Origin of the sequence: Nocardioides carbamazepini, assembly GCF_024614185.1 — a bacterium.
Taxonomy (GTDB): Bacteria; Actinomycetota; Actinomycetes; order Propionibacteriales; family Nocardioidaceae; genus Nocardioides; species Nocardioides carbamazepini.
The window spans coordinates 210,361-232,447 of the sequence record NZ_JAHTLF010000008.1 but is presented as its reverse complement, the minus strand read 5'-3'; the positions used below and the strand labels follow the sequence as shown (position 1 = coordinate 232,447).

The window sequence follows — 22,087 nt, the reverse complement described above, 5'->3', positions numbered from 1 at the left end:
ATGGCTGCCGACGCCGGGGACTTCGTCCACCTGCACGTCCACACCGAGTACTCCATGCTCGACGGGGCGTCACTGCTCGACGGCCTGTTCACCCGGGTCAACGACCTCGGCATGCCGGCGATCGCGATGACCGACCACGGCAACCTGCACGGCGCCTACGACTTCTACTCCAAGGCGAAGAAGTACGGCGTCCAGCCGATCATCGGCATCGAGGCCTACATCACCCCCGGCACGCCGCGCGGTGAGCGACGCCGGGTGCGCTGGGGGCAGAGCAACTCCGTCGACGGCGCGGAGGAGGGCGGCAACGACGTCGCCGGCGGTGGCGCCTACACCCACATGACCATGTGGGCGGAGTCGACCGCGGGCATGCACAACCTGTTCCGGCTCTCCTCCCGGTCCAGCCTCGAGGGCTACTACTTCAAGCCCCGGATGGACAAGGAGATCCTCGCCGAGCACAGCGAGGGCCTGATCGTCAGCACCGGCTGTCCCAGCGGCGCGATCCAGACCCGGCTCCGGCTCGGGCAGTGGGACGAGGCGGTGCGCGAGGCGGGCGAGCTGCAGGACATCTTCGGCCGGGAGAACGTCTTCCTGGAGCTGATGGACCACGGCATCTCGATCGAGAAGCGGGTCCGCGACGACCTGCTGCGCCTGGGCCGCGAGATGAACATCCCGCCGATCGCGACCAACGACTCGCACTACAACAACCCCGACGACGCCGACGCCCACGACGCCCTCATCTGCGTCGCCTCCGGCAAGAGGCTCTCCGACACCAACCGGCTCAAGTTCGACGGCGGCGGCTACTACATCAAGTCCGCGGCCGAGATGCGCGAGCTGTGGGCGGGCAGGTTCGGCATGCCCGAGGCCTGCGACAACACGGTCGCGATCGCCGAGCGCTGCTCGGTGGAGTTCACCGAGTCGACCGGCGGCTACATGGCCCGCGCCGACGTGCCGGCGGGGGAGAGCGAGGACTCCTGGTTCCGCAAGGAGGTCTGGCGCGGCATCGAGGCCCGCTACCCCGGCGACCAGCTCACCCAGGACGTGCGCGACCGGGTCGAGATGGAGCTCGCGATCATCTCGCAGAAGGGCTACTGCGGCTACTACCTCGTGGTCGCCGACTTCATCAACTGGTCCAAGGACAACGGCATCCGGGTCGGGCCCGGTCGTGGCTCCGGAGCAGGCTCGATCGCGGCGTACGCCCTGCGGATCACCGACCTGTGCCCGCTGGAGCACGGCCTGTTCTTCGAGCGCTTCCTCAACCCCGAGCGCCCCTCGATGCCCGACTTCGACATCGACTTCGACGACGCGCGCCGCGGCGAGGTCATCGACTACGTCAGCAAGAAGTACGGCGCGGAGCGCGTCGCGCAGATCGCGACCTTCGGCCGGCTCAAGGCCAAGGCGGCGATCAAGGACGCCGCGCGGGTCCTCGACCACGGCTTCGCGATCGGCGACAAGATCACCAAGGCCATGCCGCCCGACGTCATGGGCAAGGGCGTGCCGCTGAAGGAGATCTTCAACCCCGAGCACAAGCGCTACAACGACGGCGGCGAGTTCCGGGCGCTCTACGAGTCCGACGCCGACGTCCGGACGATCTACCAGACCGCGGTCGGCCTCGAGGGCCAGATCCGCAACTGGGGCGTGCACGCCGCGGGCGTGATCATGTCCAGCGAGCCGCTGATCGACATCGTGCCGATCATGGCGCGCCCGCAGGACGGCGCGGTGATCACCCAGTTCGACTACCCGATGTGCGAGTCGCTGGGCCTGGTCAAGATGGACTTCCTGGGCCTGTCCAACCTGCGCATCCTCGAGGACGCGCTGGTCAACATCAAGGCCAACAAGGACGAGGAGGTCGTGCTCGAGGAGCTCCCGTTCGACGACCGGGCGACCTACGAGCTGATGGGCCGCGGCGACACCCTGGGCGTGTTCCAGCTCGATGGTGGCGGCATGCGCGCGCTGCTTCGCTCGATGCAGCCCGACAAGTTCGCCGACATCACCGCCGTCAGCGCGCTCTACCGTCCGGGCCCGATGGGCGCCGACTCCCACAACAAGTACGCCCGCCGCAAGAACGGCCGCGAGCCGATCGACCCGATCCACCCCGCGCTCGAGGAGGCGCTCGAGCCGGTCCTGGGGGAGACCTACGGCCTGATCGTCTACCAGGAGCAGGTGATGGCGATCGCCCAGGTCCTGGCCGGCTTCACCCTGGGTGCCGCCGACAACCTGCGGCGCGCCATGGGCAAGAAGAAGAAGGAGGAGCTGGACAAGCAGTACGCCGGCTTCCAGGCCGGCATGCTCGAGCGCGGCTACCCCCAGCAGGCGATCGACCAGCTCTGGGCGATCCTGCTCCCGTTCTCCGACTACGCCTTCAACAAGTCCCACTCGGCGGCGTACGGCGTCATCACGTACTGGACCGCCTATCTCAAGGCCAACTACCCGACCGAGTACATGGCCGCTCTCCTGACGTCCGTCAAGGACGACAAGGACAAGATGGCGATCTACCTCAACGAGTGCCGCCGGATGAAGATCCAGGTGCTCCCGCCCGACGTCAACGAGTCGGCCCACGACTTCACCGCCGTCGGGCGCGACATCCGGTTCGGCCTCACCGCGATCCGCAACGTCGGGTCCAACGTGGTCGACGGGATCGTCGAGGCGCGCACCGAGAAGGACCGGTTCGCAGACTTCAACGACTTCCTGTCCAAGGTGCCCGTCACGGTCTGCAACAAGCGGGTCATCGACTCGCTGATCAAGGCCGGCGCCTTCGACGACATGAAGCACCTGCGCCGGGCGCTGGTCGCGATCCACGAGACCGCGGTCGACCAGTACGTCGACATCAAGCGCAACGAGGCGATCGGCCAGGACTCGCTCTTCGCGGGCCTGGGCGACGACGACGGCGGTGACGGTGGGTTCGGCGTGAGCGTCGCGATCCCCGACATCGACGAGTGGGACAAGATGACGCTGCTGGGCCACGAGCGGGAGATGCTCGGCCTCTACGTCTCCGACCACCCGCTGCTCGGCCTCGAGCACGTGCTGTCCAACGGCACCGACTGCACCATCGGTCAGCTGGTCACCGACGAGGGCCGCCCGCACAACTCGACGGTGACGGTCGCCGGACTGGTCACCTCGATCCAGCGCAAGATCACCAAGAACGGCGACCCGTGGGCCACGGTCACCCTCGAGGACCTCGAGGGCGCGATCGACGTCCTGCTCTTCCCGAGCAGCTACCGGCTCGCCGCGCCCTATCTCACCGAGGACGCGATCATCCGGGTGCGTGGCCAGCTCGACACGGAGCGGGACACGTCCCAGCTGCGCGGCCAGGAGGTCACCGTCCCCGACCTCGAGAAGGGCAGCGACGGTCCGGTGGTCATCAGCCTGCCGTCGACCCGCTGCACCGGGCCGGTGGTCGCCCAGCTGCGCGAGGTGCTCACGACCCACGCCGGACTGACCGAGGTGCGGCTCCAGCTGCTGAGCCGTGACTCCACCAAGGTCATGCGCCTGGGGGACAATCTCCGGGTGACTCCCTCCTCCGCGCTGTTCGCCGACCTCAAGCAGCTCCTCGGCCCGGGGTGTCTCGCCGGATGAGCAGCCCCACCCGCGGGGGCCTGGTCCCCGCGATCGCCGTTCCCGTCCTGCTCGGAGTCCTGCTCGGCGCTGGTGGCGGCTGGCTGTGGTGGGTGTGGTGGGGACCGGCCACGCCAGGGAAGGTCTACGACACTCCGGCCGGCAAGGCGTGGTACCCCGAACCCTTCGACCCGGGGATCGCCCGTGACTTCAGCAGTACGGCGACCTATGTGGTCGTCGCCTTCGGCCTGGCACTCGTGCTCGGCGCCGTCACCGGCTGGATCGCGCGCAACCACGCCGTCGCCGGTGTGCTGGGCGTGCTGGCCGGCGCCGGCCTGGGCGGTCTGGCGATGACCCTGCTGGGGGAGTCCCTCAGCCCGCCCGACCCCGCGACCCTGGTCGCTTCCAGCAAGGTCGGCGACGCCCTGCCGGGCTTCCTCCACGTCGCCGGCTGGACGCCCTACCTCGCGTGGCCCGTGGGCGCGATGCTGGCCTACCTGGTGCTGATGGTGGCGCTGCCGACCGCAGCCGCTGCTGGATCGGCCACCGGCGGACCGACTGCCGACGGATCGGCTACCGACGGATCGGCGCGACCCGCGCCTCCGTCAGCCGCACCAGCTCCGCAGGGCTGAGCTCGATCTCCAGGCCGCGCCGGCCCGCCGACACGAACACGGTGTCGTGGGTGAGTGCCGTCTCGTCGACGACGGTCGGGTGCGCCTTGCGCTGGCCGAGCGGAGAGATCCCGCCGACGACATAGCCGGTCGCGCGCTCGGCCGCCTTCGGGTCGGCCATCGCCGCCTTCCGCCCGTCGACGGCGCGGGCCAGCGCCTTGAGGTCGAGCTGTCCGCTGACCGGCACGACCCCGACGACCAGCGCGCCGTCGACGTCGGCGAACAGGGTCTTGAAGACCCGGCCGGGCTCGGTCCCCATCGCCTCCGCGGCCTCCTCGCCGTAGGAGACGGCGCGGGCGTCGTGCTCGTACTCGTGCACGGTGAACGCCACCCCGGCCGCCGCGAGAGCGGTCGTCGCCGGCGTACCCCCGGCCTTCCTCCTCGCCACGTCCCGTCCTCAGTTCGGCGACCACTTGGTGCGCGCGACCTCGGTGGCCGGCAGGGACGTGATCACGTTGATCGCGCGCAGCTCCGCGCGGAGCAGGTCGGTGACCAGCACCAGTCGCTCGGTGACGTCGGACGCCTCGAGCAGCTGCTGCCGCTCGCCCATCGGCAGCGGGGTGCAGGCGGCCAGCGTCCAGGACAGGTAGGTGGGGTCGCTCGGCAGCTCACCCTGCAGCGGGTCGCCGGCGATCGAGCGGAGCACGTGCCGGTAGGCGGCGAAGGTCGCCCGGGCCTGCTGCACCACGTCCTCCGGTACGTCGGCGGCCGTGCCCGCGAGCACGGTGACCTCGCCGACGGGGTAGTCACCGGTGGTCAGCAGCCGGTCGAGCTGGATCCGGTCGCGGCCGACAGCGACGATGTCGAAGCTTCCGTCCTCACGGGCCTCGACGTCGGTCAGCTGCAGTCGCACGCCGACCCGGTAGAGCGACTGGTTGCCGTGGTCGCCGACCTCGTAGCCCTCGCGGATCGCGACCGAGCCGAACAGCCGCTGCGACGGATCCGTGGTGCGCAGCAGATGATGCACCAGGGCGCGGTAGCGGTCCTCGAACACGTGCAGCGGCACGCTGACTCCCGGGTAGAGCACCGCGTTGAGCGGGAACATCGGGAGTTGGTCCGTCACATGTCCAACGTAGCGGGGCCCTGGCCTGTGGATGAGCAACGCGGGCGATCTGCGCGTCGGCCTACGGTCGCCCCATGTCCGCGCCGCGGTTCACCGCTCACGCCGAGCGCCAGATGCGCAAACGGGGAATCACGCGCCTTGAAGCGCTTGAGGCGTTGTTGAACCGTGAGACCATGTATGCATCCCGGGTCGACGAGTCCCGGACCGTGGTCCTCGGCCGAACGGGGGTTGGGCGCCGGCTCAAGGTCGTCGTGGCGACGAAGTCGATGCTCGTGATCACGGTGGCCGACCGAGACGAGGAGTGCTGAGCCGATGTACGTGTCCTACGACACCGAGGCGCGGGCGACCTACGTCCAAGTCGCCGATGTCGACGTCGACATCGACCGCACGGTGGAGCTGTCCGAGGTCGTCATGGTCGATCTCGACGCGACGGGCGTGCCCGTCGGCGTCGAGTTCCTGGTGCTGCCCGGCGACGTCTCCGACGTCATGCTGCGGCTCGTCGCTGATCGCTTCCCGGCCCTGTCCGCGCTGCAGGACCGCAGTACCTGGCTCCTGCCCGCGAGCTGACGCCTCGCCGGTCGGGACGGGCGCGGGCCGACCCACCGGCGACCGTAGAATCAGGGGCATGTCCCTGATCCGTCGCATCGACCTGCGCACGGTCTCCGATTCTGGCGAGTCCGAGACCGACTATCGCGCGGCAGTGCCCCGTGCCGACTTCGACATCGAAGCGGCGGTGCCGGCGGTGCATGCGATCTGCGAGGAGGTCCGCACCCGCGGGCTGGACGCGATCGTGGAGTTCGGGGAGCGGTTCGACGGCGTGCGCGTCGACGACATCCGGGTCGCGCCGGCCGCGATGCGCGAGGCCCTGGACGGGCTCGACCCCGACATCCGGGCGGGCCTGGAGGAGTCGATCCGCCGGCTGCGTGCCACCTGCGCCAACGAGCTCGAGCACGACGCGGTCACCGACCTCGGCCCGGGCGCGCGGGTGACCCACCGGAAGGTCCCGGTGGGCCGCGTCGGCCTCTACGTCCCGGGCGGCCTGGCGCCGCTCGTGTCCAGCGTGCTGATGAACGTCGTGCCCGCCCAGACCGCCGGCGTCGAGTCGATCGCCTTGGCCAGCCCCCCGCAGCGGGAGTTCGGCGGCTCGGTGCACCCGACGATCCTGGCGGCGTGCGCGCTGCTCGGCGTCGAGGAGGTCTACGCCGTCGGCGGTGCCCAGGCGATCGCGATGTTCGCCTACGGCCTGGACGACGTGGATCCCGGCAAGCGGGTCGCCCGCGTCGACCTGGTGACCGGGCCCGGCAACATCTGGGTGGTCACCGCCAAGCGGATCCTCAAGGGCCAGATCGGCATCGACTCCGAGGCCGGCCCGACCGAGATCGCGATCCTCGCCGACGACACCGGCAACGCCGCCTATGTCGCCGCCGACCTGATCAGCCAGGCCGAGCACGACCCGTTGGCCGCCTCCGTCCTGGTCACCACCTCCGAACGGCTCGCCGCGGAGGTCGACGCCGAGCTCGACCAGCAGGTGGCCGCCACCAAGCACAGCGAGCGGATCACCACCTCGCTCGGAGGCCAGCAGTCGGGCATCGTGCTGGTCCGCGACCTGGAGCAGGGCCTGGAGGTCGTGAACGCCTATGCCGCCGAGCACCTCGAGATCCACACCGTGGACGCCGCTGCCTGGGCCGCCCGGGTGCGCAACGCCGGGGCGATCTTCGTCGGTCCGCACGCCCCGGTGAGCCTCGGCGACTACTGCGCCGGCTCGAACCACGTGCTGCCGACGGCCGGCTGCGCCTGCCACTCGTCGGGTCTCTCCGTTCGTGCGTTCACCAAGTCGGTGCACGTCGTCGAGTACTCCGCCGAGGGACTCGCCGAGGTCGCCGACCATGTGGTCACCCTCGCCGAGGCCGAGGACCTGCCCGGCCACGGTGCCGCCGTCACGGTCCGGTCGACGCGATGACCGGAGCGACCTGGCCGCCGCTTCGTGAGGAGCTGCGCGGCATCGAGCCGTACGGCGCCCCGCAGCTCCCCGTCGACCTGGTGCCCGTGCAGCTCAACGTCAACGAGAACCCCTACGGCCCGTCCGAGGCGTGCGTCGCCGACATCGCGGCGGCCGCCGCCGCGGCGGCGACCACGCTGAACCGGTACCCCGACCGCGAGTTCGTCGCGCTGCGGGAGGCCCTGGCCTCCTATCTCTGCGCGGACGCGCCGGCGGGCGTGGTCGCGGAGCAGGTGTGGGCGGCCAACGGGTCCAACGAGATCATGCTGCAGCTGCTGCAGGCCTTCGGCGGGCCCGGACGCACGGCGGTGAGCTTCGCGCCGACGTACTCGATGTATCCCGAGTACGCCCGCGACACCAACACCCGCTGGGTCGCCGGCCGCCGCGCCGAGGACTTCGCGCTCGACCTCGACGCCGCGCGTGACCTGGTCAAGACCGAGCAGCCGAGCGTGATCCTGCTGCCGAGCCCCAACAACCCCACCGGCACCGCCCTGCCGCCGGAGGCTGTGTCCATGCTCTGCGAGACCGCCGACGGCAATGACGTCAGCGGGATCGTCGTCGTCGACGAGGCCTACGGTGAGTTCCGGCGCACCGGCGTCCCGAGCGCGCTCGAGCTGCTGCCGTCGTACCGGAACCTCGTGGTGACCCGCACCATGAGCAAGGCCTTCGCAGGGGCGGGACTGCGGCTGGGGTACCTCGCCGCGGCGCCGGAGATCTGCGACGCGATCCGGGTCGTGCGCCTGCCCTACCACCTCTCCGCCGTCACCCAGGCGGTCGCCCTGGCCGCCCTGGGCCATGCGCGCGAGCTCCTCGGCAAGGTCGACGATCTGCGCCGTGAGCGGGACGCGCTGGTCGGCTGGCTACGTGCCGAGGCGTACGACGTCGCCGACTCGGACGCCAATTTCGTGTTGTTCGGCCGATTCGCCGACCGTCATGCTGTCTGGCAGGGTCTCCTGGACAAGGGAGTCCTGATCCGGGAGACCGGGCCGGAGGGGTGGCTGCGGGTCTCGGTCGGGACGCCCGCGGAGATGGCGGCCTTCCGGACCGCCCTCACTGACGTGAACGGAGAACGAGCATGAGCGGTGCTGCCAGGACCGCCCGCATCGAGCGGCAGACCAGCGAGTCGAAGGTCGTCGTCGAGGTGAACCTCGACGGCACCGGCCGCCACGAGATCTCCACGGGCGTCGGCTTCTACGACCACATGCTCACCGCCTTCGCGCGTCACGCGCTGGTGGACCTGACCGTGCAGACCGACGGCGACGTCCACATCGACGCCCACCACACCGTCGAGGACACCGCGATCACGCTCGGCCAGGCGCTGCGACAGGCCCTGGGCGACAAGGCCGGGATCCGTCGCTTCGGTGACGCGACCGTGCCGCTCGACGAGGCACTCGTGCACGCGGTCGTCGACGTGTCCGGCCGGCCGTACTGCGTGCACACCGGTGAGCCGGAGGGGCAGCAGTACGTCCAACTCGGCGGCTCCGGGGTGTCCTACCTCGGCTCCCTGACGCAGCACGTCTTCGAGTCGATCGCGTTCCACGGGCACTTCGCCCTGCACGTGCGGGTGCTGGCCGGCCGCGAGCCGCACCACATCGTCGAGACGCAGTTCAAGGCGTTCGCGCGCGCCTTCCGTGACGCGGTCGCGATCGACCCACGCGAGACCGGCATCCCCTCCACGAAGGGTGCTCTTTGACCACCCGGATGAGCGCACCGTCCGTCGTCGTTCTCGACTACGGCTCCGGCAACCTGCGCTCCGCCGTGCGTGCCATCGAGCGTGCCGGCGCGGAGGTGACCCTGACCGCTGACCTGGACACGGCGATGGAGGCCGACGGGTTGCTGGTCCCCGGCGTCGGTGCGTACGAGGCGTGCATGCGCGGCCTGCGCGCGATCCGCGGCGAGCGGATCATCGCGCGCCGGCTCGCGGGAGGCCGCCCTGTGCTGGGCATCTGCGTCGGCATGCAGATCCTGTTCGAGCGCGGCATCGAGCACGGCGTCGAGACCGAGGGCTGCAACGAGTGGCCGGGAGTCGTCGAGCGGCTGCAGGCGCCGATCGTGCCCCACATGGGTTGGAACACGGTCGACGTCCCGGCCGGGACCCGGCTCTTCGACGGGATCGAGGACGAGCGGTTCTACTTCGTGCACTCCTACGGTGTGCGCGACTGGACCCTGGTCACCAACGACCGCACGCCCGCCAGCCACCAGCCGCTGGTGACCTGGGCCGAGCACGGCCCGTCGGGCGCTGCCGACCGGTTCGTCGCGGCCGTCGAGAACGGACCGCTCTGCGCCACGCAGTTCCACCCGGAGAAGTCCGGCGACGCGGGCGCCCAACTGCTGAGGAACTGGGTGACGTCACTGTGAGCACCCCACGACGTCCTGAGAGGGATCACATGCCTGACTACTTGGAGCTGCTGCCCGCCGTCGATGTGAAGGGCGGCCAGGCCGTCCAGCTGGTGCAGGGCGTCGCCGGCTCCGAGAAGCGCTTCGGCGACCCGATCGAGGCGGCCCTGCGCTGGCAGGAGGCCGGCGCGGAGTGGATACACCTCGTCGACCTCGATGCCGCGTTCGGTGAGGGCAACAACCGCGAGCTCCAGGCCGAGATCGTCGGCCGCCTCGACATCCAGGTCGAGATGAGCGGCGGCATCCGTGACGACGAGTCGTTGGAGGCCGCGATGGCGACCGGCTGCCGGCGGGTCAACATCGGCACCGCCGCGCTGGAGCAGCCGGAGTGGTGCGCGCGCGCGATCGCGACGTACGGCGACCGGGTGGCCGTGGGCCTCGACGTCCGGGGTCGCACCCTCGCCGCGCGCGGGTGGACCAAGGAGGGCGGTGACCTCTACGAGACCCTTGCCCGCCTCGACGCCGAGGGCTGTGCCCGCTACGTCGTCACCGACGTCAACAAGGACGGCATGCTGCAGGGCCCGAACCTCCAGCTGCTGCGTGACGTCTGCGCCGCGACCTCGAGCCCCGTCGTCGCCTCCGGTGGCGTCACCACCCTCGACGACATCCGGGCGCTGATGGAGCTCGTCCCGACCGGTGTCGAGGGCGCGATCGCCGGAACCGCCCTCTACACCGGACAGTTCACCCTCGAGGACGCGCTGGAGCTGACCCGGGGCGGGCTCGTATGACCGCGGTGGTTCTCCGATGACCGTGGCGGTGCGGGTGATCCCGTGCCTCGACGTCGACGCCGGTCGCGTCGTGAAGGGCATCAACTTCCAAGAGCTCCGCGACGCCGGCGACCCGGTCGAGCTGGCCCGGCTCTACGACGCCGAGGGCGCCGACGAGCTGACCTTCCTCGACATCTCCGCCTCCCACGAGGGCCGGGCGACGACGATGGACATCGTCTCCGCCACCGCCGAGCAGGTCTTCATCCCGCTGACCGTCGGCGGCGGCGTCTCCTCCGTCGAGGACGTCGACCGGCTGTTGCGTGCCGGTGCGGACAAGATCGCGGTCAACACGGCCGCCATCCGCCGGCCCGAGCTGATCTCCGAGATCGCCGACCGGTTCGGCAACCAGGTGCTCGTGCTCTCGGTCGATGCTCGCCGGATCCCCGCCGGAGTCGAGGCGCCGGGGGACTCGGGCTTCGAGGTCACCACCCACGGCGGCCGCCGGTCCGCCGGGATCGACGCGATCGCGTGGGCGGTCCGCGCCGCCGAGCTGGGCGCCGGCGAGATCCTCCTCAACGCGATGGACGCCGACGGCACGACCGACGGCTTCGACCTCGAGCTGATCCGCAAGGTGCGGGGCGAGGTCTCCATCCCGGTGATCGCCTCCGGTGGCGCGGGAGCCGTCGAGCACTTTCCGCCGGCCGTCGAGGCCGGCGCCGATGCGGTCCTCGCCGCGACGGTGTTCCACTTCGGCACGCTGCGGATCGCGGACGTGAAGTCGTCGCTGTCCGCGGCAGGTGTGCCGGTCCGCTGAGCGGGGAGGGTGCGGCCATGAGCTACGACGTGTACCAGCCGGGCGACGCCGCCGAGTCCGGCGACACCTCTCTCGCCGACGACGGGCTCGGCAGCCACGGCCCGTGGCGAGTAGCCATCGAGTACTCCAACCAGGGCCAGGCCAAGCCGCCGACGGTCGTCCAGATCGGCCAGACGGAGCACGCCGACCGCGCCACGGCCATGCTCGCCGCCGCCCGGGCCGCACGCGAGTTCAACCCGCCGGACCCGTGGTCCGAGCAGAGCCGGGAGATCTTCCGCGACGGCCGTCACGGCTTCCTCGTCATCCTCGAGGGCGCCACCTCGACGTTCCACATGAGCGTGCGCATCGTCGCCCCGGTCCAGGCGTAGCCCTACGGGCTGGTGATGCCGCCGGCCCCGGAGTCGGCGAGGTCGCCGGCGCCGCCCGTGGGGACGTCGCGGGCAGGGGGAGTGCGCAGGTCGGGCTCGCTCGCGCCGGAGCCGGCGCAGCCGCTCATCACCACGGCGATGGTCAGGCAGAGGAGCCCGAGACGGGTACCGAGAATGTCCATGCCAGCAGGATGGACCGTTCTCCGCGAGCGTGCGTTCGGTCTCCACAGGCATCGAGCGTGGATGGCCCGATGCTGTGGATAGCGGTCGTCCCGGTTGAGAGGGCGAAAGCTCGGGCGTAGTGTGAAAGTGCAACGTGCACGAGCGCCGAGAAGCGAGCCCGGAGGCCAGCCGGACGACTGTCCTCCGGGTTTCGCGCCTCGGGGGAGTACAGTTCCGCGCCGTTGCCGCAGTGCTCGGCCATCGAGCCGCAGGCCCTCGTGGGGCGCCGTCGGGAGGTTGGTGTTCGGATGCTGCGGCCGGAGGTCGGGGAGGTCGGGCTGTTGCTGTCACGGGACCTGGTCGTGTTGCGGGGACTGTCCGCGGGTTTCGGTCGGGTGGTCGGTTCCGTTCCGAAAGGCAGCGACGAGGAAGGTCGGGAGGTGGCCGAGTTCGGCGGTCGGGCTACGGTCCGGGAGGCCGTGGTTCGGGCACTTCCGTCACGGATGGTGACGTTGGCTCTCCACACCCCACCGATCGGGTTTCGCCTGTCCACAAGCGGGTTTACGGCGCTTTGAAGTGTCGTAGCCGGGTGGGAGAATCCAGGCATGGATCTCGGAACCGCGCCCCGCACGACAGCCTCGCTGCTGTCCGGGCTGCGCGCCGAGGTCGAAGGACGCCAGGCCTCCCTGGTCCGCGAATGGGCGGGCATCGTCGAATGGGCCGGCGACCACATCATCGACAGCCCCGAGGGCGCGGCGACCATCACCGAGGGCTACCTCGACACCGGCGTCCCGATCGCCGGACCAGGTGCACCCCTGGTCAGCGAGTTCGCGTTGATGGAGCTGATCGCGGTCCTGGGCCGCACCCCGGATGGTGGTCGTGCGTATGTCGGGCGGGTCATCGAGTGCGCCTGGCGACTCCCCAATGTGTATGCCGCCGTGGTCGCGGGGCGGTTGGCGCCGTGGCGGGCCGAGCGGATCGCCGACCTCACCCGCCCCCTGTCCGCGGAGGCGGCCGGGTTCGTGGACCGGCAGCTCTGGGACGCGTCTGGGGTGGGGTGGGCCCAGCTCGAACGGCTGGTGGCCGAGGCGGTGCTGCGGTTCGACCCCGAGCGCGCCGAGGCCGACCGGCAGCAGGCGGCTGACGGTCGTCGGTTCGACGTCGGTGGGGTCGACGAGCACGGGCTGGTCCACCTCGACGCCCTCATGGATGCTGCTGATGGGCACGACCTGAACCAGGCGGTCGCCCGACGTGCGGAGGTCCTGGGCCGGCTCGGTGACGACTCGACGCTCGACGTGCGGCGCTCCAAGGCAGCGGCCGAGCTGGCCCGCCAGGACCTCGCCCTGGACCTGTTGATCCCGGACCCCGACACCGGAGAGGTCGTGGACACCGTCCCGGGCCGCAAGGTCGTCCTCAACGTCCACGTCACCGACACCACCATCAGCGACGATCACCCGTTGGCGAACCCGGTCGGTCGGTGGGAGGAGGGCCGCTGCCCCATCACCTCGGCCCAGATCCGCGAATGGCTGCGGGTCGGGCACACCACGACCATCGTGCGGCCGGTCATCGACCTCGCCGACCACCTCCCCGTCGATTCCTACGAGATCCCCGACCGTCACCGCACCCGGGTGATCCTGCGGGACCACACCTGTCGGTTCCCCCACTGCACCCGACCTGCGCAACGTTGCGACATCGACCACGCCCGGCCCTACGGTCAGGGTGGACTCACCTGTCCGTGCAACGAGGTCGCGCTATGTCGACGCCACCATCGGGCCAAGACCCACTCCACCTGGGCCTACGACGTCGTGATGCCCGGGTCCTATGTGTGGACCAGCCCCGCCGGCCACCGGTTCCGCGTCGACCACCACGGCACCCACCCCATCCACGACACCGACGACCCCAGCCCACCGGACGAGTAGCCACCCCGCCCCACCCCCGCGACCTCGATCGTCGCGGGGGCGCCGGCGTGTCCGGACGGTGCCTCAGCCCTCCCAGCCCGCCGGCCGCTGTGACTTCGGCAGCTTGGCCACGACCGCGGCGTACGACGCGTCGATCGCCTCGAGCAGCTCGTCGTCCGGGATCGTGCCCCCGAGGGCGAGGTCGTTCCAGCCGGAGCGGCCGATGTATGCCATGACGGTGGCGTCGTTCGGATACCGGTGCAGCCACTCGTCGGCGACCTCGCGGATCGCGCCGGCCTTGACCCCCACGTGGTCGCGGGCGAGGAAGGCGAAGATCTTCCCGCGCTCGCCGGCGCCCACTTTGACGACCGGGAACTCGTGGTCCCACGGGTTGTCCGGCCAGGCGCCCGGCTTGGCGAGGCAGTGAGCGAGCATGGTCTCGACATCCACGCTCCGACGCTAGTGCGTCACAGCTCCCGCTGCTGCAGGAGCGGCAGCACGCGCTCCCCGAAGGTGTCGACGAACCGCTCCTGGTCGCGGCCCACCTGGTGGAGGTAGACGCGGTCGATGCCGAGCGCGGCGTACGACGCGAGCCGGTCGACGTACCAGTGCGGATCCGTCTCGATCCACACGCTCGAGCGCAGCGCCGCCAGCGGGACGTGCTCCACGGCGGCGTCGACCTGCTCGGGCAGGGCCAGCTCCTCGTTGAGGATCGGGGGCAGTGCGTTGGCGCGCCACTGGTCCATCGCCTGGGCCTCGGCGTCCGCCGGGCTCGGTGCCCAGGACAGGTGTGCCTGCACGTGGACCGGTCTGCCCTCGCCGCCACCCTCGCGGAACGCCCTGACGACCGCCGCCAGGTCCTCGTCGGGCGCGTTCACCGTGATCAGGCCATCCGCCCAGGCCGCCACCTGATGCGCCGTCGCGGGTGAGAGGGCGGCGGCGAACAGCGGTGGTGGAGACGCGGGCAGCGACCACACCCGGGCGGCCCGGGTCGTGACCAGGCCCTCGTGGGTGACCTCCTCACCGGCGAGGAGGCGACGGATCACCGAGGCGCACTCGGCCAGGCGTCGGTTCCGGGCAGCCTTGGGGGGCCAGGGCCGGCCGGTGACATGTTCGTTCAGCGCCTGGCCCGAGCCGAGCGCGGGAACCAGGCGACCCGGGAACATCTCGGCCAGCGTCGCGATCGCCTGGGCGACGATCACCGGGTGGTAGCGATCGCCCGGGGCGGTGACCACACCGGTGGGCAGGGAGGTGGTCGCCAGCACCGCACCGAGCCACGACCACGCCAGGCCCGACTCGCCCTGGCGTCGGCTCCACGGGGCGAGGTGGTCGGACGACAGCACCGCCTGGAACCCGGCCTCCTCGGCGCGCGCCGCGACGGTGAGCAGTCGCGACGGAGGGAACTGCTCGTGCGAGGCGTGGTAGCCGATCTCCATCCGGTGTGCCCTTCCCGTCCTTCCCGTGCGTCAGCCGAAGAGGTCCTGCGGTCGCTGGAGCCAGCGGTAGCCGTACCCGGGCAGCTCGACCTTCCCGCCCGCGTCGCGAGGCGACCGCAGGTCGTCGTTGGCGAGGATGTCGACCAGGTCCGCCGTGTCCGCGCCCGGCACCTCCACCGCGACCTCGCGGTCACCGAGGTTGACGATGCAGAACAACGAGACGTCGTCCAGCTCGTGGCGCAGGCAGAGGACCGCGGGGTCGCCGACATCGAGCGGCTCGCAGTGGCCGAAGCCGATCTCGCGTCGGCCGAGCCTGGTCCGCACGAGGTTGCCCACCTTCGCGAGCAGACTCCCCGACGAGGTCGTCTGCCGATGAGCCTCGGACCACTGCATCGGAGTGCGCACCGAGCGGCGCTCCTCGCGGGAGAGGTCGTCGTCCATGCCGATCTCGTCGCCGTACAGCAGCACGGGGGAGCCGGGCAGGCTCATCAACAGGGCATGCGCCATCGCGACCCGCCGCTCGTCGCCGCCGAGCATCGGAGCGAGCCTGCGCCGGATGCCGCGGCCATAGGCCTGCATGGAGGGGTCCGGGGCGAAGATGCCCACCACCTCCTCGCGCTCCTGGTCGGAGAGGCGTTCGAGGTCGAGCTCGTCGTGGTTGCGCAGGTAGGTCGCGTACTGCCCGCGCTCCGGCGCCGGCGGTCGTTCCGCGAGCGCCCGCCCGATCGGCTCGGACTCACTGCGGGCGAGGGCGAGGAAGAGGTGGTTGTTCGTCCAGAAGTCCAGCAGCATCGACATGCCGTGCCCCGCGCGGAGATAGTCGGCGTACTGCTTCGGGGGGACGTCGACCTCGCCGAGCAGGATCGCGTCCGCCTTCCGCACCGCGAGGTAGTCGTGCATGTGCTCGACGAGCCACAGCCCGTCGTCCCGTGGGTCCGCCGCCTGCGCCCGTTCGACCATGTAGGGCAGCGCGTCGACCCGGAAGCCGCTGACTCCCAGGCGCAGCCAGAACGACATCACGCGTTCCAGCTCGGCGATGACCCGCGGCTGGCCGAGGTCGAGGTCGGGCTCGTGGCTGTAGAAGGTGTGCCGGTAGTACTGGCCCGCGAGCTCGTCCCAGGTCCACACGCCGTCCTCGACGGTCGGGAAGTTCTGCTCGACCCCCGTGTCGACCGGCTCGTCGGACCACACGTAGTAGTCGCGGTACGGCGACGACCGATCACGCCGCGCCTCCTGGAACCAGGGGTGGTCGACGGACGTGTGCTGTGCGACGAGGTCGATGACGACGCGGACCCCGAGGGCGTCCGCGCGGTCCATGAGGTACGCGAAGTCCGCGATGTCGCCGAACCGTGGGTCCACGGACAGGTGGTCGGTGACGTCGTACCCGCCGTCGCGATAGGGGGTCCGGAAGAACGGCAGCAGCCAGACGCAGTCGGCGCCCAGGCCGCGGACGTACTCCAGGCGGTCGGCGGTGCCGCGCAGGTCGCCGCCCCCGCCGTCGGAGCCATGGAACTGCGCGACGTCGATCTGGTAGATCACCGCGTTCCGGTACCAGATGGGCTGCATCTCAGGTCGCTCCTTCCGGTGCTCGGGTGCGTCGCAGCACGCGCGACTCCCATGGATCGAGTACGCCGGCCGCCCGCTCGCCGAGCACCAGCGCGGCGCCCTCGCAGGCCTCACGCACGTCGTCCGGGAGACCGACCCGGCCGGACGACAGGTTCGCCACGACGACGAGCGTCGTGTCGCCGTGCTCACGGGTGAAGGCGAACAGGTGGTCGTGCTCGGCGGCGAGCAGGCTGAAGGTGCCCTCCACGACGACCGGCTCCTCGTGCCGCAGCCGGATCAGGTCTCGGTAGTGGTGCAGCACCGAGCCGGGAACCTCGCGCTGGGCGGCCACATTGACGTCGACGTGGTCGGGATTGACCGGGCGCCACGGGCGGCCCCGGGTGAAGCCGGCCTGCGGCCCGTCGTCCCACTGCATCGGCGTGCGCCCGTTGTCGCGGCTCATCGCGCGCAGCGACACGAGCACGTCCTCCGGCGCCACCCCGAGCGCGACCGAGCGCCGGTAGTGGTTGACCGACTCGATGTCGTCGAAGTCCTCGATCGTCGTGAACGGATAGTTGGCCATGCCGATCTCGTCGCCCTGGAACACGAACGGGGTGCCGCGCTGCAGGTGGAGCACGGTCGCCAGGGCCTTGGCGGAGGCGTCACGGAAGCGCGTCACGTCGCCGAACCGCGACACCACCCGGGGTTGGTCGTGGTTGTCCCAGTAGAGCGCGTTCCAGCAGTCGGCCAGGCCGACCTGCCAGGTGGCGAGCACCCGGCGCAGCGCCGGGACCGAGAACGGCCGCAGGTCCCACTTGAACTCTCCGCGGTCGACGTTGACGTGCTCGAAGTGGAACACCATGTCGAGTTCTCGCCGATCGGGGTGCGTGTAGCGCCGGGCCTCCTCGAGACCGGTGCCGGGAGCCTCACCGACGAGCAGCACGACGTCGGTCCGGTCGCCGAACACCTCGCGCCGGAACTCGGCGAGGTACTCGTGCACGCGTGGTCCGTCGACGACCGAGCGGCCGAGGTCGCCGTACTCCTCTCCGGGGCGCACGACCCCGTCCGGCAGAGCCGGGTCCTTGGACACCAGGTTGATCACGTCCATCCGGAAGCCGTCGACGCCGCGCCGGAGCCACCAGCGCGCGACGTCGTGGATCGCCTGTCGCACGGCCGGGTTCTCCCAGTTGAGGTCGGGTTGCTTGGGGGAGAACAGGTGCAGGTAGTACTCGTCGGACGTGGGGTCCCACGCCCAGGCCGAACCGGAGAAGAAGGAGCCCCAGTTGGTGGGCTCCGCGCCGTGTTGGCCAGGCACGTGGCCGTCACGGGGCCGACGCCACCAGTACCAGTCCCGCCTCGGGTGGTCGCTCGCCGAGCGGGACTGCCGGAACCACGGGTGCTCGTCGGAGGTGTGGTTGGCGACCAGGTCGAGGACGATCCGGATGCCGCGATCGTGTGCGTCCGCCACGAGGGCGTCGAAGTCGTCGAGCGTCCCGTAGATCGGATCGACGGCCCGGTAGTCGCTGATGTCGTAGCCGTTGTCGTCCATGGGGGAGGGCTGGAACGGGGAGAGCCAGAGAGCGTCGACGCCCAGCCACTCGAGGTGGTCGAGGTGCTCCCGGATCCCGGCGAGGTCGCCGACACCATCGCCGTCGCTGTCGGCGAAGCTGCGTGGGTACACCTGGTAGACGACGGCGGCGCGCCACCAGGGAGCGTCCTGATCAGTCCTCACGAACCGGACGGTGCCCCGGGCGCGGCGGAATAGCCGCTCTCGTGCCACAGTTACGGCTCGTTGCGCCGTGCACGCCGCGTGGCGCCGAGAACCGGCAGGAGCAGGATTCGGGTGGCGACGGCAGGCAGCACGGGTACGACGTCCGCCGGGTTCTCCGTGCTCTGGGTGGCCATCAAGCGCGAGCCGTGGATCTTCGCGGTGTCGACGGTCGGGAGCGTGCTCTTCGGCGCGCTGACCGTCGCGGACGCCTGGGTGCTCGGCTGGTCGACCGACCACGTGGTGATCCCGGCCTTCCGCGACGGCGAGATCGGGTCCGGCCTGCTGTGGGCGGTGCTGGGCCTGTTCGTCGGTGTGGCGATCCTGCGGGCGGTCGGGATCGTGGCGCGCCGGCTCGGTGCCGGCATCATGCAGTACCGGATGCAGGCCCACAGCCGCCGTGCCGTCACCCGCCAGTACCTCCGCCTGCCGATGGCCTGGCACCAGAAGCACCCCACCGGGGAGCTGCTCTCCAACGCCAATGCCGACGTCGAGGCCGCCTGGGGACCGATCGCGCCGCTGCCGATGGCGGTCGGCACGGTCGCGATGATGGTGATCGCGGTCGTGCAGATGCTCGTGACCGATCTGGTCCTGGCGGCGGTCGGCCTGCTCGTGTTCCCGCTCGTCATCGGCATCAACGTCGTCTACCAGCGCCTGGCCCAGGGCTGGGCGACCCGCGCCCAGGAGCTGCGCGCCGAGCTGTCCGAGATCGCCCACGAGTCGTTCGACGGTGCGCTCGTCGTCAAGACCCTCGGCCGCGAGCCGGAGGAGACCCAGCGGTTCAGGGCCAAGGCCGAGGAGCTGCGCGAGGCCAACATCCGGGTCGGGAGGATCCGCGCGGCCTTCGACCCGGCCCTCGCGGCCCTGCCGAGCCTGGCGGTGCTGGTCGTCCTGGTGATCGGGGTCCACCGCGTGGTGTCCGGGGCGACCGTCGCCGGCGACGTGGTGACCGTGGCCTACCTGCTGACGGTCGTGGCGTTCCCGATCCGCTCGATCGGCTGGCTGCTGGGCGACTTCCCGCGCAGCGTCGTGGGCTACCGCCGCGTGGCGGCGGTGCTCGCCGCGACCGGCGCGATGGAGTACGGCGACCGCCCCCTCCCCGACCGGGCGGGTGGCGCCCGGCTCGAGGTCGACCGGGCCGCGTTCGGCTACACCCCCGACCGGCCGCTGCTGCGGGACGTCACCTTCGACGTCGCACCGGGCCGCACGGTGGCCCTCGTCGGCGCGACCGCGTCAGGCAAGAGCACGCTGGTCGGCCTGCTCGCCCGGCTGGTCGACGTCGATGCGGGCGCGATCCGGGTCGACGGCACCGACCTGCGCGAGCTGCGACGGGGCGGGCTCGCCGAGACGCTGGCCGTCGTGCCCCAGACCGCCTTCCTCTTCGACGACACCGTCCGCGGCAATGTGACGCTGGGACGTCGCGGCGCAGACGCCGACACCACGGACGGCGAGGTCTGGGCCGCGCTGCGCACCGCGCAGGCCGACGGCTTCGTGGCCGCCCTGCCCGACGGCCTCGACACCCGCCTTGGGGAGCGCGGCGCGTCCCTGTCGGGTGGTCAGCGGCAACGGCTCGCCCTGGCCCGCGCGCTGGTCCGGCATCCGCGGCTGCTCGTGCTCGACGACGCCACCTCCGCGGTCGACCCGGAGGTGGAGGCCCGCATCCTCGCCGGCCTCGGCGCCGAGGACACCACACTCGTCGTGGTCGCCTACCGCAAGGCCACGATCGGGCTGGCCGACGAGGTGCTCTACCTCGTCGACGGCCGGATCGCCGACCGTGGGCCGCACGACGAGCTGGTCACTCGCAACCCCGACTACGCCCGGCTCGTCAACGCCTACGAGGTCGAGCACGAGAACGACGTCGTGGAGGTCGCCCCGTGAGCACGACCCTGAGCGCGACCCCGAGCACGCCCGAGCACACCCGCCTCGCCACGGGCGAGGACATCGGCGCGTGGGAGACCATCCGCCGCGGCATCCGCCACTCGCCGGAGCTCGTGGAGGGCATGGGCTGGACCCTGGTCCTCGCCGTGCTGGCGTCGGTCGGGCAGGTCGTCGTCCCGATCGCGGTCCAACAGACCGTCGACAAGGGCCTGCGGGGACCGGACGGCCCCGACCCGACCTTCACCACGTGGCTCGCGCTCGCCGCGGCGGTCGCGATCGTGGTGACCAGCTGGGCGTCGTACGCGATGACGGCCCGGCTGTTCTCCTCCGCCGAGCGGGGGCTGGCGACGCTGCGCGTCAAGGCGTTCCGCCACGTCCACGATCTCCCGCTGCTCACCCAGAGCACCGAGCGGCGCGGGGCACTGGTGTCCCGCGTGACGAGCGATGTGGACCAGGTCAGCCAGTTCCTGGTGTTCGGCGGTCTGATCTTCGTGGTCAGCATCGGGCAGATGCTGATCGCGACCGTCGTCATGGTGTTCTACAGCTGGCAGCTCGCGCTGGTGGTCTGGATCTGCTTCGCGCCGCTCTTCTTGAGCCTGCGCTACTTCCAGCGCAAGCTGTCCGCCGCCTACGGAACGGTACGACGCCAGGTCGGCGTCCTGCTCTCCGCGGTCTCCGAGCCGGTGGTGGGCGCCGCGGTCGTGAAGTCGTACGCGATCGAGGCGCGCACCCAGGAGCGGATCGACACCGCGATCGACATCCACAAGACGGCGAGCACCCGCGCGCAGGGGTTCACCGCGTTCTCGTTCAGTCTCGGCGGCATCTCGGCCGGCTTCGCGAACGCCGGTGTGCTGATCGTCGGGATCTGGCTGGGCCAGGGCTTCGCGTGGGGCGAGGGCATCACCGCCGGCGAGGTGCTCGCCTTCGCGTTCCTTGTGACGCTCTTCGTCGGCCCGGTGCAGATGGGCACCCAGATCCTCACCGACGCCCAGAACGCGATCGCCGGCTGGCGCCGGGTGATCGGGATCCTCGACACTCCGGCGGACCTGGTCGATCCGGGGCCGGACGGGCACAGCCTGCCGAAGGGCGCGATCGACGTGCGGTTCGACGGCGTCTCGTTCGCCTACCCGGGTGGGCCCGAGGTGCTCTCCGAGATCGACCTCGAGGTCCCCGCCGGTCAGCGGGTGGCGGTCGTGGGCGAGACCGGCTCCGGCAAGTCGACGATCGCCAAGCTGCTGACGCGGCTGATGGACCCCGACCGGGGGCGGGTGCTGCTCGATGGCATCGACCTGCGCGAGATCGCCGAGGGCGCGCTGCGCCGCAGCGTCGTACTCGTGCCGCAGGAGGGCTTCCTCTTCGACGACACCCTCGCCGCCAATGTCCGCTACGGCCGTCTGGGTGCCACCGAGGCGGAGATCCGGGAGGCGGCGGAGACGATCGGTCTCGGCGACTGGCTGGCCGCCCTCCCCGATGGCGTGGAGACCCGGGTCGGCCAGCGCGGCGAGGCGCTGTCGGCGGGGGAGCGGCAGCTCGTCGCGCTCCTGCGCGCCCAGCTCGCCGACCCCGACCTGCTCGTCCTCGACGAGGCGACCAGCGCCGTCGACCCCGAGCTGGAGACCCGGATCGCTCGGGCCCTCGAGCGGCTGATGAGCGGGCGCACCTCGGTGACCATCGCCCACCGGCTCTCGACCGCCGAGGCGGCCGACGTCGTGGTCGTCGTCGACCGCGGCCGCATCGTCCAGCGCGGTCCGCACGCGGTGCTCGTGCGGCAGGAGGACACGCCCTACGCGCGGTTGCACGCGTCGTGGGTGGCCCAGCACGGCCGGTAG

General features: G+C 71.1%; 21 protein-coding genes. 14 read left to right on the top strand and 7 right to left on the bottom strand.

Translation table 11 applies throughout. The features are described 5' to 3' along the window. Nucleotides 1-3,573 carry a DNA polymerase III subunit alpha gene (dnaE, locus tag KVF89_RS03620; RefSeq protein ID WP_257423443.1) on the top strand — a complete coding sequence of 1,191 codons (3,573 nt, stop codon included), beginning with the start codon at nucleotides 1-3 and terminating at the stop codon, nucleotides 3,571-3,573. Further along, entirely contained in the window at nucleotides 3,570-4,184 is a 615-nt protein-coding gene (locus KVF89_RS03615; RefSeq protein ID WP_257423441.1) for a hypothetical protein, read from the top strand. The genes dnaE and KVF89_RS03615 overlap by 4 nt, the downstream gene beginning before the upstream one ends. Here KVF89_RS03615 and ybaK read toward each other — a convergent pair. After that, on the bottom strand, nucleotides 4,126-4,611 hold the full coding sequence (gene ybaK / locus KVF89_RS03610; RefSeq protein ID WP_257423439.1) for a Cys-tRNA(Pro) deacylase: 486 nt from the start codon (nucleotides 4,609-4,611) through the stop codon (nucleotides 4,126-4,128). The genes KVF89_RS03615 and ybaK overlap by 59 nt on opposite strands. A gap of 9 nt (nucleotides 4,612-4,620) precedes the next feature. Beyond that, nucleotides 4,621-5,286 carry an LON peptidase substrate-binding domain-containing protein gene (locus tag KVF89_RS03605; RefSeq protein ID WP_257423437.1) on the bottom strand — a complete coding sequence of 222 codons (666 nt, stop codon included), beginning with the start codon at nucleotides 5,284-5,286 and terminating at the stop codon, nucleotides 4,621-4,623. Nucleotides 5,287-5,360: 74 nt separating this feature from the next. On the opposite strand from KVF89_RS03605, the gene KVF89_RS03600 reads away from it, so the two are divergent. The 9 genes from KVF89_RS03600 to KVF89_RS03560 are packed head-to-tail and all read left to right on the top strand — an operon-like array spanning nucleotide 5,361 to nucleotide 11,571. After that, nucleotides 5,361-5,594 carry a DUF4258 domain-containing protein gene (locus tag KVF89_RS03600; RefSeq protein WP_257423436.1) on the top strand — a complete coding sequence of 78 codons (234 nt, stop codon included), beginning with the start codon at nucleotides 5,361-5,363 and terminating at the stop codon, nucleotides 5,592-5,594. 4 nt (nucleotides 5,595-5,598) lie between these two features. Beyond that, nucleotides 5,599-5,853 carry a DUF2283 domain-containing protein gene (locus KVF89_RS03595; RefSeq protein WP_257423434.1) on the top strand — a complete coding sequence of 85 codons (255 nt, stop codon included), beginning with the start codon at nucleotides 5,599-5,601 and terminating at the stop codon, nucleotides 5,851-5,853. Nucleotides 5,854-5,911: 58 nt separating this feature from the next. Beyond that, on the top strand, nucleotides 5,912-7,246 hold the full coding sequence (gene hisD, locus KVF89_RS03590) for a histidinol dehydrogenase (RefSeq protein WP_257423433.1): 1,335 nt from the start codon (nucleotides 5,912-5,914) through the stop codon (nucleotides 7,244-7,246). Beyond that, on the top strand, nucleotides 7,243-8,364 hold the full coding sequence (locus KVF89_RS03585; RefSeq protein WP_257423431.1) for a histidinol-phosphate transaminase: 1,122 nt from the start codon (nucleotides 7,243-7,245) through the stop codon (nucleotides 8,362-8,364). The genes hisD and KVF89_RS03585 overlap by 4 nt, the downstream gene beginning before the upstream one ends. Further along, nucleotides 8,361-8,978: an imidazoleglycerol-phosphate dehydratase HisB gene (hisB, locus tag KVF89_RS03580; RefSeq protein WP_257423429.1), complete on the top strand. Its 618-nt coding sequence runs from the start codon at nucleotides 8,361-8,363 to the stop codon at nucleotides 8,976-8,978. The genes KVF89_RS03585 and hisB overlap by 4 nt, the downstream gene beginning before the upstream one ends. Nucleotides 8,979-8,986: 8 nt before the next feature. Next, nucleotides 8,987-9,643, top strand: a complete 657-nt coding sequence (gene hisH, locus KVF89_RS03575) for an imidazole glycerol phosphate synthase subunit HisH (RefSeq protein ID WP_257423427.1) — start codon at nucleotides 8,987-8,989, stop codon at nucleotides 9,641-9,643. Between the two features lie 29 nt (nucleotides 9,644-9,672). Further along, nucleotides 9,673-10,410 (top strand): bifunctional 1-(5-phosphoribosyl)-5-((5-phosphoribosylamino)methylideneamino)imidazole-4-carboxamide isomerase/phosphoribosylanthranilate isomerase PriA, encoded by a 738-nt coding sequence (priA, locus tag KVF89_RS03570; protein WP_257423425.1) that lies wholly within the window; start codon nucleotides 9,673-9,675, stop codon nucleotides 10,408-10,410. 16 nt (nucleotides 10,411-10,426) lie between these two features. Next, complete coding sequence (hisF, locus tag KVF89_RS03565) at nucleotides 10,427-11,203, top strand: imidazole glycerol phosphate synthase subunit HisF (protein ID WP_257423423.1); 777 nt, start codon at nucleotides 10,427-10,429, stop codon at nucleotides 11,201-11,203. 17 nt (nucleotides 11,204-11,220) lie between these two features. After that, nucleotides 11,221-11,571: a hypothetical protein gene (locus KVF89_RS03560; RefSeq protein ID WP_257423421.1), complete on the top strand. Its 351-nt coding sequence runs from the start codon at nucleotides 11,221-11,223 to the stop codon at nucleotides 11,569-11,571. A gap of 2 nt (nucleotides 11,572-11,573) precedes the next feature. On the opposite strand, the gene KVF89_RS03555 is transcribed toward KVF89_RS03560, so the two are convergent. Next, complete coding sequence (locus KVF89_RS03555; protein WP_257423419.1) at nucleotides 11,574-11,753, bottom strand: hypothetical protein; 180 nt, start codon at nucleotides 11,751-11,753, stop codon at nucleotides 11,574-11,576. A gap of 585 nt (nucleotides 11,754-12,338) precedes the next feature. Between KVF89_RS03555 and KVF89_RS03550 the strand changes: the two genes are divergently transcribed. Continuing rightward, nucleotides 12,339-13,652 (top strand): HNH endonuclease signature motif containing protein, encoded by a 1,314-nt coding sequence (locus tag KVF89_RS03550; RefSeq protein WP_257423418.1) that lies wholly within the window; start codon nucleotides 12,339-12,341, stop codon nucleotides 13,650-13,652. A 63-nt stretch (nucleotides 13,653-13,715) separates the two neighbouring features. Here the strand turns inward: KVF89_RS03550 and KVF89_RS03545 are convergent, their stop codons facing one another. From KVF89_RS03545 to KVF89_RS03530, 4 genes are read right to left on the bottom strand one after another with little or no spacing between them, the layout of a single operon-like run. Continuing rightward, a complete protein-coding gene (locus KVF89_RS03545) occupies nucleotides 13,716-14,081 on the bottom strand; it encodes an MmcQ/YjbR family DNA-binding protein (RefSeq protein ID WP_257423416.1) in 366 nt (121 codons plus the stop codon). Between the two features lie 17 nt (nucleotides 14,082-14,098). Next, nucleotides 14,099-15,067 (bottom strand): TIGR03885 family FMN-dependent LLM class oxidoreductase, encoded by a 969-nt coding sequence (locus tag KVF89_RS03540; protein WP_257423413.1) that lies wholly within the window; start codon nucleotides 15,065-15,067, stop codon nucleotides 14,099-14,101. Nucleotides 15,068-15,097: 30 nt separating this feature from the next. Beyond that, entirely contained in the window at nucleotides 15,098-16,633 is a 1,536-nt protein-coding gene (locus tag KVF89_RS03535; protein ID WP_257423412.1) for an alpha-amylase family glycosyl hydrolase, read from the bottom strand. Nucleotide 16,634: 1 nt separating this feature from the next. Further along, nucleotides 16,635-18,344: a glycoside hydrolase family 13 protein gene (locus KVF89_RS03530; RefSeq protein ID WP_257423410.1), complete on the bottom strand. Its 1,710-nt coding sequence runs from the start codon at nucleotides 18,342-18,344 to the stop codon at nucleotides 16,635-16,637. Nucleotides 18,345-18,455: 111 nt separating this feature from the next. Here KVF89_RS03530 and KVF89_RS03525 point away from each other — a divergent pair, with 111 nt between their 5' ends. After that, entirely contained in the window at nucleotides 18,456-20,258 is a 1,803-nt protein-coding gene (locus tag KVF89_RS03525; protein WP_257423408.1) for an ABC transporter ATP-binding protein, read from the top strand. Beyond that, the gene (locus tag KVF89_RS03520) at nucleotides 20,255-22,087 is read left to right on the top strand and encodes an ABC transporter ATP-binding protein (protein WP_257423406.1); all 1,833 of its coding nucleotides are present in this window, start codon (nucleotides 20,255-20,257) and stop codon (nucleotides 22,085-22,087) included. The genes KVF89_RS03525 and KVF89_RS03520 overlap by 4 nt, the downstream gene beginning before the upstream one ends.

Excerpts from the sequence above, each read along its gene's own strand:
- KVF89_RS03540 (WP_257423413.1), bottom strand. The coding sequence starts at position 15,067 with ATGGAGATCGGCTACCACGCCTCGCACGAGCAGTTCCCTCCGTCGCGA.
- KVF89_RS03550 (WP_257423418.1), top strand. The coding sequence starts at position 12,339 with ATGGATCTCGGAACCGCGCCCCGCACGACAGCCTCGCTGCTGTCCGGG.
- priA (WP_257423425.1), top strand. The coding sequence starts at position 9,673 with ATGCCTGACTACTTGGAGCTGCTGCCCGCCGTCGATGTGAAGGGCGGC.
- KVF89_RS03555 (WP_257423419.1), bottom strand. The coding sequence starts at position 11,753 with ATGGACATTCTCGGTACCCGTCTCGGGCTCCTCTGCCTGACCATCGCC.
- hisD (WP_257423433.1), top strand. The coding sequence starts at position 5,912 with ATGTCCCTGATCCGTCGCATCGACCTGCGCACGGTCTCCGATTCTGGC.
- KVF89_RS03535 (WP_257423412.1), bottom strand. The coding sequence starts at position 16,633 with ATGCAGCCCATCTGGTACCGGAACGCGGTGATCTACCAGATCGACGTC.
- hisF (WP_257423423.1), top strand. The coding sequence starts at position 10,427 with ATGACCGTGGCGGTGCGGGTGATCCCGTGCCTCGACGTCGACGCCGGT.
- KVF89_RS03585 (WP_257423431.1), top strand. The coding sequence starts at position 7,243 with ATGACCGGAGCGACCTGGCCGCCGCTTCGTGAGGAGCTGCGCGGCATC.
- KVF89_RS03595 (WP_257423434.1), top strand. The coding sequence starts at position 5,599 with ATGTACGTGTCCTACGACACCGAGGCGCGGGCGACCTACGTCCAAGTC.
- hisB (WP_257423429.1), top strand. The coding sequence starts at position 8,361 with ATGAGCGGTGCTGCCAGGACCGCCCGCATCGAGCGGCAGACCAGCGAG.
- KVF89_RS03615 (WP_257423441.1), top strand. The coding sequence starts at position 3,570 with ATGAGCAGCCCCACCCGCGGGGGCCTGGTCCCCGCGATCGCCGTTCCC.
- KVF89_RS03600 (WP_257423436.1), top strand. The coding sequence starts at position 5,361 with ATGTCCGCGCCGCGGTTCACCGCTCACGCCGAGCGCCAGATGCGCAAA.
- hisH (WP_257423427.1), top strand. The coding sequence starts at position 8,987 with ATGAGCGCACCGTCCGTCGTCGTTCTCGACTACGGCTCCGGCAACCTG.
- dnaE (WP_257423443.1), top strand. The coding sequence starts at position 1 with ATGGCTGCCGACGCCGGGGACTTCGTCCACCTGCACGTCCACACCGAG.
- KVF89_RS03560 (WP_257423421.1), top strand. The coding sequence starts at position 11,221 with ATGAGCTACGACGTGTACCAGCCGGGCGACGCCGCCGAGTCCGGCGAC.